The sequence below is a fragment of the Capnocytophaga sp. oral taxon 332 str. F0381 genome (genome assembly GCF_000318275.2).
Lineage (GTDB): Bacteria > Bacteroidota > Bacteroidia > Flavobacteriales > Flavobacteriaceae > Capnocytophaga > Capnocytophaga bilenii.
Map to the genome: position 1 here is coordinate 24,178 of NZ_KB291295.1, position 14,802 is coordinate 38,979.

Genomic DNA, 14,802 nt, shown 5'->3' on the forward strand with positions numbered 1-14,802 from the left:
ATAAACTATCTTTAAATAGCAAAAAAGAGGCAAAAAAACATTTGCCTCTTTTTTACTGTTTCCCAACAAAATCCTTATTATCGTATAATTATTTAATTAAAAGTTATAACGTATGCCAAAGCTAAAGGTACGACCCGGACCAAAATATACATTGTTTTTCACACTGATACCTTGGTAAGTTTTAACGCCATTGGTAGCGTGCTTGCTTGTATAAGATTCTTCTATGTAGTAAGTATCTAACAAGTTATAAGCGTGTGCTGAGAAAGTGAGGCGTTGCTTATCGGTTAATGACAATTTATAAGAAGCTCCTAAATCAAACAAATTATAGCTTGGCAATTTCAAAGCACCCAAATCGGCATTGGCTTTTGAGTTGAAATCAGCAACATTGAGGTTGGCATAAAGGTTATCTACATAACGCCAGTCGATATCTACTTTTAAGCCTTTTACAGGAGGGAGGATAGTAGCTCCTATAGCGGCAGTTGTTTGAGCGGTTTCACCTACTTTCACTTTATCTAAATAAGTGGTAGAGGGAACTACATCGCCTGTAAGTACATTTCCTTGTGTATCTATATTCTGGTTGTCGTTGTTGATAAGATAGCTTTTAGCATTACCATTATAGAACCAATCACCTAATGAAATAGCAGCATTCAGTTTCAAATATTGTGTAATATTGGCTGTTGCCTCTAACTCTATTCCTTGGTGGACTTCTTCTATACCAAAGATATTGGCATAAGCGGTAAGACTACTACCAGAAGGGAGTATGATATTGTTTCGTTTTGTTTCGTAGCGGTCTTTCCAAGTGGTGCGGTAAACGTTTAGATTGGCATTAAAACGTTCTGATTTAAAACCATAGCCTACTTCTAAGCCCAAAATCTTTTCGTTAGTCAGTTCTTGGTTTAGGAAGTTTTTATTGTTAGGGTATACGGCATTGAAGAAAGGTTGTTTAGAATAATAGCCTGCATTGGCAAACACGTTGTGATGCTCGTTGATATTATAATTTACTCCTCCTTTGATGTTATAGCCTATGATGTTTTTAAATCCTGTTTTTGTATTCATTACCGTAGTAGGATCTCTGCGGATAGCCCTAGTACCTGGTTTCATAAAATTATCTACCCTTTGATAGCCTTGCATAGAAGTAGAACCTTGCAAGAATGCAGAGAACTTATTATCGGAGTATTCAAATTGTGAGAACAAGCCTGCCCATTTTACTTCGCCATCGTTGCTCCAGCCTGTTTGGTTTTCAAGAGGAGTGATGCTCGCAAACGGATTAAAAGATATTTTATCGGAAACTGTGGTTCTTATCACATTAGGCACTGTGAGGTTTTTATTGCTGATAGTAGCGAAGCCAGAAGCACCCAATAGGTCGGTTACTACGCGGTGGTGATAGCCGTGATAATAACGCCCATCAACTCCTAAATTCAAAGTAAAGTGATCGTCTATTTGGTGTTTTAAATTGGTAAGGAATCCGTACCAATCGTGTGAGTTTACTGAAGCTATATTGGTAAACCCTTCTGTAATATAATGTTTATTGCCTAATGGGTCTGTTAGTTGTATGCTATTTCCTGTAATACCTGGGGTAGTTATACGCTGAAGACCTTGTACGTTTTCGCCTTTGTTATAACGAATAGCAGCTTCTACATCTATTAAACCATCGGGGGTACGGAGCCCACTAAAGGTAGTTTTTTTAGGATTGTAATAAGTTACTCCGTTTTGTACTTTTCTTTGGAATCCTCCATTATAGGCTTCACCATCGCCTGAAACTCCCATACCACGACCAAAAGATGCGTAGGCTACAGTACTAAGAGAGGTGCTTTCGGAGATATTCCAATCCCAATTGAGCATTGCTACGGGCTTGTGGTATATATTTTTTTTCAAAGAGAAGATTTCGCCATTTAAATAGCCCCAGTCGCTATTGTAACGTCTGTTAGGTTTATCGTCAGAACCTCCGTATTTTTGAGCATCTTCAATAGACGGACTATAATAACGCTGGTTGTGCCATTGGGTAGCGCCTGTAAACATCAGCTGGAAGCTATGTTTTTTAGAAGGTTCATAGCCTAAAGCAAAATAATAGCTGTAAGCATCAAACTGTGTAGCATCTACGTATTTGCGACCTGCATTTTTGCTAAACAATACTGAAGCTGACCAGCCTGTGAGGCTTTTGCCTGTGTTGTAAGACACGGTACCTTTATACTCGCCGTTGCTACCATAGTTTAGTACAACATTACCGCCTTGGTGCATATCGGCAGCGCGCAATATAAAGTTGAGCGTACCTCCTACTGAGGCTATTGCCAATTTAGAAGCTCCAAGCCCGCGTTGTACTTGCATAGCTGAAGTAACATCGGATAAGCCCGTCCAATTACTAAAATAAACGGTACCAGCCTCCATATCATTGACCGGCATACCGTTTACCATAACCGCTACGTTTTTAGAAGAGAAACCGCGCATATTGACCTTAGAATCTCCGAAGCCACCACCGCCTTTGGTAGCGTAGATAGAAGGAGTGCGGTTGAGGATTTCGGGCAGCTCACGAGTGCCTAATTTTTCAACAATTTCGGCTGCCTGAATGGTTGATACTGCTACAGGTGTTTTGCGTTCTTGTGCAACATCTATCACCGAGCTTTTGGCAGTTACCACCACTTCGCCTAAATTTTGTTGGTCACTTGCAAGCGTAACTTTTAAGTGTGCCTTACCATTTACTAATTTGTAAGGTATGGCTTTGGTAACGTAACCCAGATAGGTAAACTCTAAAATACCTGTAGGGTTATCTACTTTTAAGGAGTATTTACCGTCCATATCGGTTGATACTCCACGAGTAGTACCTTTCACTTGCACGCCTGCACCCATTAGTGGTGCATTATAATCACCGTCAATTACTTCACCCGTAATTACTCCGCTTTGGGCAAAAATCACTGTTGTGAATAATAGGAATGCCAAATTTAAAAACCAGTTCTTCATTATATTTATTAATTAGTTAATTTAGTTTTTCTGCCCAATAAAAAATGTTAGTTAAATTAGTTTTTTTCAGCTTATTAACGCTTATTTTTTCTTTTTATAGTTTTCTTTTTACGGTGCAAAGGTAGTATATTTTTCTGTATCTTAAAATAAAATACTATTTTTTTTATAATTTTTTTCAAAGAATTTTATATTGTTTTGATTTTCTGACTTTTAGTAGTTATGATAACGCTGTTTATTCTTCATTTTAATATATCGGTGCGAGCCGCACGGGCTTCACATACTCGGCTGCGCCAGCTCGCCGACTTTCCTTCGCTCATCCTTCGCTCAACCTTCGCTCAACCTTCGCTCAAGGTTTGTGATGATGAAGTGATGGGGGATTGTAGGGTATTATACTTTTAACTTGTTAAGAAACAATAGCATAACATTATATGTTACATATATAACAAAATAAACTGTTAAATTTTAACTATTTTTTAATTATTGATGTAATTTTGCATACTTAAATTTTCAGTAATTATCTATTAATGACTAAAACGAAACATTCCATAAAGGCTTTTATATTTATAGCAGTGCTATTTTTTCTTTTCGGTGGACTGACAGTTATGGTTCAGCTGCTGCTGCCTCATTTGCGCAATATGTTTAAGCTTGACTACTTTCATTCGGCATTTATTCTTTTCTTTTTCTTTTTACCTAACTTGTTATTCTCTATTCCTACGAGCTTTGTGCTTACTAAAGTGGGCTACCAAAGGGGCATTATATTGGGACTTGTACTGATTGCCTTGGGTGCTTTGCTGTTTCACCCTGCTGCTGAGGAGCGTTCTTTTCGTATTTTTATGTTGGCTGTATTTGTACTGGGTACGGGAATTACTTTTTTGCAGGTGGCTGCGAACCCATATGTGTCTATATTAGGAAGTGAGAGCACCTCCTCTACCCGACTTACGTTCTCGCAGGCTTTCAATGCTTTAGGAACGACTATAGCACCTATCTTAATGTCGGTATACTTATTGAAAGAAGAGGTAAAAACAAGTTCGGAACTGAATTTTTTAGATGATATTGATAGGGCTATTTACTTTCAGAATGAGGCTTTGTCTATCCAAATGCCTTCATTATTTATTGCTTTGGTTACTATTTTTTTAGCTTTGCTCTTTTCTGTAATTAAAATTCCTTGTACTGATAAAATAAAACATTTTGATAAGGAAGATTATATCAATTTACTAAAAAAAGATACTTTACTATTGGCAGCTGTGGGGATATTTTTGTATGTGGGTGCTGAAGTGGTAATTGGTAGTTTTGCGGTGAATTATTTTGTAGAGATTAATATTGCTAAAGAGGTTTTGGAAAGTCCTTCTTTGCTTGGATTTGTAGAGGGAATAGGGCGTTTTTTTGACATCAACGATATTGCTATTGGAGACCCGCAGGGTATTGTGGCTATTTTTGTTACTTTCTATTGGGGGGGTGCCTTAGTGGGGAGACTAGTGGGGGCTTACCTTACAAAGTTTTTTACTCCTTCTTATATGCTAATGGTGGCTTCATTTGCGGCTATTTGGGCTATTTTGATTTCTATCAATAGCACTGGATTGCTTTCTATGTGCAGTTTGCTGAGTGTAGGGGTTTTTAATGCGATTATGTTTCCTACGATTTTTGCTTTGGGCAGCCAAGAGGTGAGTTTAAAGACACAGGCTTCTGGCATTCTATGTACTGCTATTGTGGGTGCTGGGCTTATTCCTTTGTTTTACGGTTATCTGACTGATGCTATTGGTTTTCGGTTGGCTTTCCTTACATTAGTGGTGTGCTATGGGTATATTATTTTCTTTGGTTACTACAAGCGTTTTGTGGGTTAGTCTATCGTTATAGCCTAAAAAAGACTTTGCCCAAAGTGAGCTACACTTTGGGCAAAGTCTTTTTTATATTAATAATGGGTACTAATTGAGTATTTCTACTAAGAGTGTTTCATCTTCTTTAATTACTTTGGCTACTTTCTTACTGGTAAGTCCTTTAATTGTTTTATCCCATTTTTTATTAGAAAATCCGCTTTGTTCCTTAAGGGCGTCAAGGAGCAGTTTGCCTGATGTTTTTAGCAGTTCAAACACTACTTTTTCATCATCTGATAGTTCTACGCCTTTCTTTTCGGGGCGCATTTGTGGGAAGAAGAGTACTTCTTGTATGCTCTCATTATTAGTAAGGAACATTATGAACCTATCCATTCCGATTCCTAACCCTGAAGTGGGTGGCATACCATATTCTAACGCTCGCAAGAAATCTTGGTCGATGAACATAGCTTCGTCATCGCCTTTTTCTGAGAGGCGCAGCTGTTCTTCAAAACGTTCGCGCTGGTCTATAGGGTCATTGAGCTCTGAATAGGCATTAGCAATTTCTTTACCGCATACCATTAGTTCAAATCGCTCGGTAAGGGCGGGGTTGTCGCGGTGTTCTTTGGTAAGTGGCGACATTTCTTTGGGATAATCGGTAATGAAAGTGGGCTGAATGAAGTTGCCTTCGCATTTTTCGCCAAATATTTCATCTATCAGCTTACCTTTCCCCATAGTTTGGTCGACAGCTATGCCGATAGACTGAGCAAAAGTTCTTAGTTCGTCTTCGGTTTTACCTGTGATATCAAAGCCTGTAAATTGTTTTATAGCCTCTGTCATTGTTATGCGAGGGTAAGGTGCTTTGAAATCGACTTGGTGCTTTCCAAAGGTAGCTTTGGTGGTTCCATTTACGGCTTTGGCACAATGCTCAAGCAAACGCTCGGTAAAATCCATCATCCAATGGTAATCTTTGTAAGCTACATAGATTTCCATTGCGGTAAACTCGGGGTTGTGGGTTCTGTCCATACCTTCGTTGCGGAAGTTTTTTGAGAACTCATATACGCCTTCAAAACCACCTACAATAAGGCGTTTTAGGTATAACTCGTTGGCAATACGCATATAAAGCGGGATGTCCAACGCATTGTGATGGGTGATAAATGGACGTGCGCTTGCTCCGCCTGGTATGGCTTGTAGCACTGGGGTTTCTACCTCTAAGTAGCCTGCATCATTGAAGAACTGACGCATTGCATTGAAGAGTTTAGTTCGTTTGATAAAGACTTCTTTTACTTGTGGGTTTACGACTAAATCGACATAGCGCATACGATAACGCTGTTCGGGGTCGGTGAAGGCATCGTGGACTTTGCCTTCGGCATCTACCTTGGGCATAGGCAAGGGGCGCAACACTTTTGACAATAAAGTAAAATTCTTAACTGCTATAGTTTTTTCGCCCATTTTGGTAATAAACATATAGCCTTCTACGCCTATAAAGTCGCCTAAATCGAGGAGTTTTTTAAAGACTTCGTTGTAGAGGGTTTTGTCCTCATCGGGGCACATTTCATCGCGGTTGAAGTAAAGCTGTACGCTGCCTACGCTATCTTGCAAAGTAGCAAATGAGGCTTTTCCTTGTACGCGTAGGGACATAAGGCGCCCAGCAACGATGACTTCCTTGCCTTCTTCGTAGTGGTTTAGTACATCATTGGAGGTTGTATTTACAGGATATAGAGGTGCTGGATAAGGATTTATCCCTAATTCTTTTAATTTGGTTAGTTTCTCTCTACGAATGATTTCTTGTTCTGATAACATCTTTTTTAATGATTAATGCTTAATGATTAATTAAAGAAACGTTGTTTAAGCTCTTCTAAACTTAAAGCAATATAGTTTTGGTGATTTTGTTGAGCAATATTGAATAGTATTCTTTTAGCAATATCCAAAACAGGACTTCCTTTTGGATTATACAATTTAAAAATAAAGAAGTATTCTTGATGAATACTGATTGTTTTTCCTAATAAAGTTATTGAATCTATAATCTTTTTTCTTAAATCTTCTCTATTTTTATTTTTATTGAAATAATTATAAGGATTTTCTACATTTAGTTTTAATTCTACTAAAATACATTTACTTTTTTTCTTTGTATCTATAGCTATAAAAAAAGTATCTGTTGAACTATCCTTATCTTTTTTATCTCTTATAGCTATTTCTTCTTGTACTGCATCTAAATCAATAGTTATTACTTCTAGAAAATAGTTTGTTTTTGTTTTTAATTGGTTGTCATTAGTTAGGATAATCATATCCAAATCCTTCAAACAAGAAGGATAACTTTTTGCTATAGGATGATTTAACGTTGCTGTTTTATTATAGGTCATCATCTTCATTATCACTATCAATACTATACTGACTAATTCGCTCTATAGCTATATTAAACGATTTAAATATAGGAGAAATATCACTTCCTAAAGGTATATAATTATACAGATATGCTTCTCCTTCTGCTTTTTCAGCCAAATAGTAATTCACATTATCCAACACACCTTCTTTTTCAGCTATATAACGGATAGCACTTACCATATCAGGATTATGACTCGCTAAAAAGAATTTCACACCTATATGTTTGTGCAAAAGCACTATCATACGAGCGTATTCTACAATCCATTGGGGGTGAAGATGTGATTCTGGCTCATCTATAATTAGCAATGTACGATTGTCTATATGTCCGTTTTTGAGCAACAACTGAATAATAGAAAAAGCCTTGATGCCTGTAGCAACTTCTGTAAGGTTAAATTCTTTTCCATCTTCTCGTAAGAAAGTAAGTGTACTTAAAGTTCCCAAAGTGAATTTAACAGCTTCTCCTTTTATATTTTTTGATATTGATGTATATATATCATTATTATGAAAATCAGAGCGATTTTTATCTTCAAAAAATATAAATTTTGCAAGGTCACTCCAATGTTTATTAGAGGAACTACCAGCCCCGAGTGACATAGGAGAGTCTATATAAATAGCTTTTTGTACAGAAAAAGGAATAGATAAAGTTGGTTTTTCTAATGAAACTATAACTTCTTTTTCCTCTAAAACTTCAAAACTTTTAGGAAGATTCTCATCTCTGAAAACATTCAATAACTTTTCTGTAAATAAGGAAATTGGTCGTGAATGAACTTTATCAATAGCTTTTTTTATTTTCTGATTGATAAAGGAGGTAATATTCTCTAAAGTATTATCTATTTCATCACCTAATATATTACTAACAATATAGTTATATCTGCTTGATTTTGTTACATCAATCTTACTATATATCTCAGATAAAAATAGAGATAACAAATCATTTATTTCTTCAAAAGACTTATTTTTATAATTATATTCATAACTTAAATCGACTATCTTAGAATATTCTTTTCTATTTAAAATGCCTTTTGAATCGGTATAAACTATTTCAAAGAATTGAAACAATTTGCTAAATTCTCGCATCAATTCTTCTTTCACCAATATCTCGTAATTAGAAACTGTATTAAAAAGCTCGTACAGCAATTTAGAAATTGTACTCTTCCCCGAGCTATTCTCTCCCGCAACTACCGTAATCCCATTGATTTGTATAGCTGCGTGACCAATAGCCCGAAAATTCTCTGTAACTACTTTGATATTTGATTTCATAAATTACTTATCTAATAAGCTACTCTTTATACACTCCCATAGAGAGGTATTTGTCCATTCGTTTTTCTACAAGTTTTTCGGGGGATAGTTTTTTAAGTTCTTTATAAGTTGATAATATGATTTTGCGTATGGTGGTGTACATAAACTCGCGGTCGTGATGCGCTCCTCCAAGGGGTTCTTTTACGATTTCATCAACGAGTTTTAGTTTTTTCATATCGGGGGCGGTGAGTTTTAGTGCCTCGGCAGCTTCTTTTTTGTACTCCCAGCTTCGCCATAAAATAGAAGAGCAAGATTCGGGTGAAATAACTGAATACCAAGTGTTCTCAAGCATATATACTCTGTCGCCAACCCCTATACCTAAAGCTCCTCCTGAGGCTCCTTCGCCTATGATAAATACTAAGACAGGCACTTTTAGTCGGGACATTTCTAAGATATTGCGGGCGATGGCTTCACCTTGTCCGCGTTCTTCAGCTTCTACTCCTGGGAATGCCCCTGGTGTATCTACAAAACAAATAATAGGGATATTGAATTTTTCGGCTTGTTTCATCAAGCGGAGTGCTTTGCGGTAGCCTTCGGGGTTTGCCATACCGAAGTTGCGATATTGTCGCATTTTGGTATTAGAGCCTTTTTGCTGCCCTACAAATAGGAAGGTTTGATTGTCTATTTTTCCAAAGCCTCCTATCATAGCTTTGTCGTCTTTTACGGTGCGGTCTCCGTGTAGTTCTAAGAATGTATCTCCTGCGAGTGCTTTGATATAATCGAGGGTATAAGGGCGTTCTATATGTCGGGATATTTGTACGCGTTGCCAAGCGGTAAGATTGCTATAAATGTCTTTTTTTACTTGGTTGAGTTTTTTTTCTATCTTTTTGCAGGCATCAGTCATATCTACTTCACTTTCAGCACCAATAGACTGACATTTGACCATTTGTTCTTCTAACTCCTTAATAGGCTGTTCAAAATCTAAATATTCCATAATTGTTCAATTAATCATTGATAAGGGAATGCATACAGCGAATTAGCGTTGTTTGCTTCTGAGGTGCAAAGGTATAAAATAATTCTTAATTAACAAAATTAATTCAGAATTTTGAATTCTGAATTTTGAATTAGGCACAAGCTGCAAGCTTGCGCCAGCGGTGGGAAATGCAAAAAACTTTGGCAAACTTTGAAAGTTTGCCAAAGTGGGTGCGAAAGCGTACTTTTAGTATGCTATAATGTTTGCTTTTTTTCGGTTACATTCTTGGGCAAGTCTGTAACTGTAACGGTAAGTGTGCTACCTGTGATGCTGCTTTGGGCGGCTGTAGCTGTATAGACATATAACATTCCTTCTTTTACGGCTTCGCCTTGCTCGATAAGTGTGCCTCCGCTTTGGTGTAGGGCTACTTTTACGGCTTGGACTGAAAAATTGTCTAAGATGATAAAGTAGATCTTATCGCCTATGTTGCCGTGATAGTTGCTGGTATCTATACGATGTACTACTGGGGGATTTAGATAATCGGCGATAGCAACATTGAAGGCTGTCATTAGCTTTCTTTTTACCTTGTGGTGTGCCTGATAGATTGCTTTTTGTGTAGGATTGGCAATCACTGTTTTGGCATATAGCACGGCTTCTTGGAACTTGCTACGCTGCTTGAGTTGTTTTTGGGTAGCTTTGAGTTGGGGGTTTCGAGGACGCGGATAGCGTGCTACGAATGTTTTGTCGCCACGTTGGCGGAATACGATGGTTTTACCTACCTCGCCACGGAGGTCTTGGGTAAGAATGTTAAAACTTTGTGCCATTTTTATTTTAATTTTGTAGGAATTGTTTTTTGGACTTTGTGGCAATGTTTTTAGATGCGCGCTTATCTGAAATCTGTTACCTTCAAAGGTTTCAAAACTTATCCTTTGTTTGACGGTGCAAAGTTGCGGCGATTTTGTTTGTTGCGCAAATAGTTGTTCCACTGTGGAACAGAGTTGTAAAGTTACATACTTGGCTGTGCCTTTTATCCTTCGCTCAACCTTCGCTCATCCTTCGCTGAAGGTTCGGTGGGGAAGAATTTTGAATTTTGAATTGGGCACAAGCTGCAAGCTTGCGCCAGCAGAGGGGAATTGGGGGGTGAAATTGGCAATTGGCTAAAAACTAATTGTTAAATATTGGCAATTGAAGTTTATTTTGTATCTTTGCCCTCAAAGAATAAGTGGCAGTTTTTTTTGCCTAATGTAAAACAACTAACTATCAGTTACTTATATGGATTTAATACCTTATCATTACGTTTCGTTATTCCGAGAGAATATTGCAAAATATCCAAAGCGGGAAATTTTGATGGCTAAAAACGAAGATTCTAACCAATGGGAGGGGATTTCGTGGGAGGCTGTAGGTGATATTACTACGCGTTTATCGAGGGCATTATTGGGTATGGGGATTTTGGCACAGGATACAGTGGGTATCTTATCGCAAAATATGCCGCAATGGACACTTACTGACCTTGCTTGCTTGCAAATACGTGCTATTTCGGTGCCTATTTATACGACTAATACAGCTGAACAGGCTCTTTACGTGATGAATCACGCTGAAATAAAAGTTCTTTTTGTGAGTGATGAATTGCAGTATAACAAGGCTTTGGAGGTGGCTGAACGATGTGCTTCGCTGCAAAAAATTGTGGTTTTCAATAAAAAAGTAGCCTTGAAAGAAGCTAAATATTCTATGCATTGGGCTGACTTTTTGGCTTTGGGGGCTACTGATAAGCAAAATGCTGTGCTGGAAAAACGATTGGCTGAAAGAAACTTAGACGACTTATTTACTATTATTTATACTTCGGGGACTACGGGACAGCCTAAAGGGGTGATGCTTACCTACGAAAATTTGGCGTTCCAAATGGTGGGGCATAGTGAGCGTTTGGCTGTGGATGACAGTGATAGTTCGTTGTGCTTTTTGCCTTTATCGCACGTATTTGAACGTGCTTGGACTTGCTTCTGCTTATACAAATGTGTACCTGTATATTATTTGAGTGATACTAACAAGGTGCGTGAGGCTCTTGCTGAAGTGCGCCCTACGCTGATGTGTGCTGTACCGCGTTTTTACGAAAAGATTTTTGCTACAGTGCACGATCGCGCTGATGCTTCTTCGTTTGTAAAGCGTGTTCTCTTTAAAGCTGCTGTAAAAACGGGTAAACGAATGATCGCCCTAAAGGAGGCTAACGAGAAGCCGTCTTTCTGGCTTCAACAAACGTATAATTTGTTTGACAAACTAGTATATAGTAAACTAAAAGAGGCTTTGGGCGGTAGAATAAAATTTATGCCTTGTGGGGGTGCTAATTTGGAGCCGAGCATTGGTAGGTTTTTCCAATCGATAGGGATAAATGTGAAATTGGGTTATGGAATGACTGAAACTACAGCTACGATTTCGTGCTGGGGTGATGATAAATTTGACTTACAGTCGGTAGGGGAAGTGATGCCTAACGTACAAATACGTATAGGTGAGGAGAATGAAATATTGGTGAAAGGTGGTATGGTGATGAAGGGATATTACAAAAATCCTGAAGAGACTGCTAAAGTATTTACCAATGATGGCTACCTTCGCACAGGCGATGCGGGTAATTTGGACGGTAACAACAATGTTTTTATTACGGAACGCATCAAGGAACTGATGAAGACTTCTAACGGGAAATATATTGCTCCGCAGCATATTGAGGGCAAGGTGGGCAAATATACGCTTATAGAACAAATAGCTGTGATTGCTGATGGGAAGCGTTTTGTTTCGGCTCTTATTGTTCCTAATTTTGAGGCACTATCGCAGGTAATGAAGGAACTAAATATTAAATATAAAAATACGGCTGACTTGCTAAAACAGAGTCAGGTGATAGAATATATTAGCAAGCAATTGCAGAAATTCCAGAGTGATTTGCCTGACTACGAGCAGATTAAGAAATTTACATTGCTCCCTACGGCTTTTACTATTGAACGTGATGAAATTACCCCAACCTTGAAGCTGAAACGCAAAGTGATTTATGCAAATTACAGCCGCGAGATTGAGGCGATGTACAGATAGTGCGGTGCGAACCGCACAGGCAATTTTAGGTTAGTTCTTTCCAATGGGGGGGATTGGTGAGGGTTATCAGTTCTTTTTTGACGGGATGGACGAAGGCTAATTGATAGGCGTGCAAGCTGATACCGCCATCGGGATTGGAGCGTTTGGCTCCGTACTTTAAGTCGCCTTTGATATGACAACCTACAGCGGCGAATTGTGCTCTGATTTGGTGATGACGCCCTGTAACGAGTTTGATTTCTAACAAATAATAATGCTGGAGTGTTTTGAGTACGGTATAGTGCAGTACGGCTTTTTTGCTGTGCTGCACTTCTTTATTATGGGCTACTGACTTGTTTTGCTTCTCATTACGTACGAGCCAATGTGTGAGTGTGCCTTCTGCCTGAGGAGGTGGCGCATCTACTAATGCCCAATAGGTTTTTTGTACTTCTTCTTTATTGGCGAACATTGCGTTGAGACGAGCGAGTGCCTTAGAGGTTTTGGCAAATAGAACTATGCCTGTAGTGGGACGATCTAAACGATGTACAACTCCTAAAAAGGCTTCATTGGGCTTGTTGTACTTATCTTTGAGGTAAGCCTTGAGGATATCGCTCAGTGGGGTATCGCCTGTTTTGTCGCCTTGCACAATGTCGCCTACGCGCTTGCTAATGGCTATGAGGTGATTGTCTTCGTATAGTACGCTTATGTTTTCGGCGTGGGTGGTGATTTTCATAGTGTCGTTTGTTGCGGATATAAAAAAATCGGAAAGCATCGTAGAAAAGTCCTACGAGGAGTATAACAATTGCTATAAGCAAGGTGTTGATTTGCAAATGTTGTTCTACATAGCAATAGCCTGCGACTAAACCTCCGAGAAAGAAGAAGGTGATGATGAAAAGGCGCAGGCGCACGCTGTTTTTTAATTGTGGTTTTTGGGTTTCGTAGTGGTTGCGCTTCACGTAGAGCAATTGGGAAAGCTCGATGCCTAAATCGGTAAACAAGCCTGTGAGGTGGGTGGTGCGGACTACTGAATTGGAAATTTTGGTAACAAATGAGTTTTGTAACCCCATTGCAAAGAGGAGTATGCAAGCTGTAATATCTAAAGGAAGTAGTCCTACAAAGAAGGTATTGGCTGCCCATACGGTGAACAGGGCGGCACATTCTAACAGGGTGGGGGCTAAATAGCGGTTGTGTTTTTGATAATAATTGGCAATTTCGATAAGCAAACCTGAAGAAAAAGAGCCGAGCAGGAAGGCGAATAGATACAGGAAGTATATTAAGCCTTTCCAGAACTCGGCTACTGATAAATCATAAACAAAATAGGCGAAATGCCCTGTAACGTTGGTGGTAAGTTTGCCCATAAACAAGAAGCCTGTAACGTTCACCATTCCTGCTACGAATGAGAGCACTACGGCTATTTGTAGGTTGTGTTTAGCGGTTCGTTTCTTACCTTGATGTCGGAACATTTGTTATTAATATTGTTCTTTTTCGTTAGGAAAATCTAAAGATTTTACATCTTGAACGTATTGCGTTACCGCTTGGGTAATGGTTTCGTGCAAATTGGCATATTTACGCAAGAACTTGGGGTGAAACTCGTTGCTCATACCTAATACATCTTGCATTACGAGCACTTGACCGTCTACGCCATTACCTGCACCGATACCTATAATAGGGATTCGGACGCTTTGTGCTACTTCGGCAGCTAAAGCAGCGGGTATTTTTTCGAGTACAATGGCAAAACAGCCTAATTGCTCTAACAAGAGTGCGTCTTCTTTTAGTTTTTTGGCTTCGGCTTCTTCTTTGGCACGCAAGCCGAAAGAGCCGAATTGATGGATGGACTGAGGTGTAAGCCCTAAGTGTCCCATTACAGGAATACCTGCACTGATGATGCATTGTATCCCTTCGGCTTCTTCTTTACCTCCTTCGAGCTTAATGGCGTGGGCTCCTGTTTCTTTCATAATACGCACGGCTGAACGTAGTGCTTCTTGTGGATTTGACTGATATGTACCGAAAGGTAAATCGACCACAATAAGGGCGCGCTCGGCACCACGTACTACTGAAGCTGCATGGTAAATCATCTGATCTAAAGTGATAGGAAGGGTGGTGTCGTGCCCTGCCATTACATTGCTGGCAGAATCGCCAACAAGGAGGATTTCGATACCTGCACTATCGAGTAGTTTAGCAAAAGTATAGTCGTAGGCTGTGAGCATAGCTATCTTTTCGCCTTTGGCTTTCATCTCAATCACCGACTTGGTGGTTACGCGTTTTACTTCTTTTTTAATTGCCGACATTTTGTAATGTTTTAAAATTATGGGGCAAAGATATGAAATAATGTTTAATTATGAATTTTGAATTTTGAATTGGGAGGAGAATTTTGAATTTTGAATTCTGAATTTT

11 protein-coding genes are annotated in these 14,802 nt (G+C 38.8%); 2 read left to right on the forward strand and 9 right to left on the reverse strand.

The annotated features are described in order from the left end of the window. Positions 1-96: 96 nt before the first annotated feature. A complete protein-coding gene (locus HMPREF9075_RS05020) occupies positions 97-2,955 on the reverse strand; it encodes a carboxypeptidase-like regulatory domain-containing protein (protein WP_009415400.1) in 2,859 nt (952 codons plus the stop codon). Between the two features lie 524 nt (positions 2,956-3,479). Here HMPREF9075_RS05020 and HMPREF9075_RS05025 point away from each other — a divergent pair. Next, entirely contained in the window at positions 3,480-4,796 is a 1,317-nt protein-coding gene (locus tag HMPREF9075_RS05025; protein ID WP_009415402.1) for an MFS transporter, read from the forward strand. 81 nt (positions 4,797-4,877) lie between these two features. On the opposite strand, the gene lysS is transcribed toward HMPREF9075_RS05025, so the two are convergent. The 5 genes from lysS to HMPREF9075_RS05050 all read right to left on the reverse strand — a co-directional run bounded on the left by lysS (position 4,878) and on the right by HMPREF9075_RS05050 (position 10,184). Then, on the reverse strand, positions 4,878-6,566 hold the full coding sequence (gene lysS / locus HMPREF9075_RS05030; protein ID WP_009415403.1) for a lysine--tRNA ligase: 1,689 nt from the start codon (positions 6,564-6,566) through the stop codon (positions 4,878-4,880). 26 nt (positions 6,567-6,592) lie between these two features. Continuing rightward, a complete protein-coding gene (locus HMPREF9075_RS05035; RefSeq protein ID WP_232305062.1) occupies positions 6,593-7,129 on the reverse strand; it encodes a hypothetical protein in 537 nt (178 codons plus the stop codon). Then, on the reverse strand, positions 7,116-8,408 hold the full coding sequence (locus tag HMPREF9075_RS05040; protein WP_009415405.1) for an AAA family ATPase: 1,293 nt from the start codon (positions 8,406-8,408) through the stop codon (positions 7,116-7,118). The genes HMPREF9075_RS05035 and HMPREF9075_RS05040 overlap by 14 nt, the downstream gene beginning before the upstream one ends. Positions 8,409-8,427: 19 nt before the next feature. After that, on the reverse strand, positions 8,428-9,381 hold the full coding sequence (locus tag HMPREF9075_RS05045; protein WP_009415406.1) for an acetyl-CoA carboxylase carboxyltransferase subunit alpha: 954 nt from the start codon (positions 9,379-9,381) through the stop codon (positions 8,428-8,430). 233 nt (positions 9,382-9,614) lie between these two features. Continuing rightward, positions 9,615-10,184, reverse strand: coding sequence for a hypothetical protein (locus HMPREF9075_RS05050; protein ID WP_034556948.1), 570 nt, complete (start codon positions 10,182-10,184; stop codon positions 9,615-9,617). Between the two features lie 448 nt (positions 10,185-10,632). Here HMPREF9075_RS05050 and HMPREF9075_RS05055 point away from each other — a divergent pair, with 448 nt between their 5' ends. Next, positions 10,633-12,432 carry a long-chain fatty acid--CoA ligase gene (locus tag HMPREF9075_RS05055; RefSeq protein WP_009415410.1) on the forward strand — a complete coding sequence of 600 codons (1,800 nt, stop codon included), beginning with the start codon at positions 10,633-10,635 and terminating at the stop codon, positions 12,430-12,432. A 25-nt stretch (positions 12,433-12,457) separates the two neighbouring features. On the opposite strand, the gene HMPREF9075_RS05060 is transcribed toward HMPREF9075_RS05055, so the two are convergent. From HMPREF9075_RS05060 to panB, 3 genes are read right to left on the reverse strand one after another with little or no spacing between them, the layout of a single operon-like run. Continuing rightward, a complete protein-coding gene (locus HMPREF9075_RS05060; protein WP_034556904.1) occupies positions 12,458-13,141 on the reverse strand; it encodes an RluA family pseudouridine synthase in 684 nt (227 codons plus the stop codon). Then, positions 13,074-13,871: a YoaK family protein gene (locus HMPREF9075_RS05065; protein ID WP_034556906.1), complete on the reverse strand. Its 798-nt coding sequence runs from the start codon at positions 13,869-13,871 to the stop codon at positions 13,074-13,076. The genes HMPREF9075_RS05060 and HMPREF9075_RS05065 overlap by 68 nt, the downstream gene beginning before the upstream one ends. Before the next feature lie 6 nt (positions 13,872-13,877). Beyond that, entirely contained in the window at positions 13,878-14,696 is an 819-nt protein-coding gene (gene panB, locus HMPREF9075_RS05070) for a 3-methyl-2-oxobutanoate hydroxymethyltransferase (protein ID WP_009415413.1), read from the reverse strand. Positions 14,697-14,802: the final 106 nt, after the last annotated feature.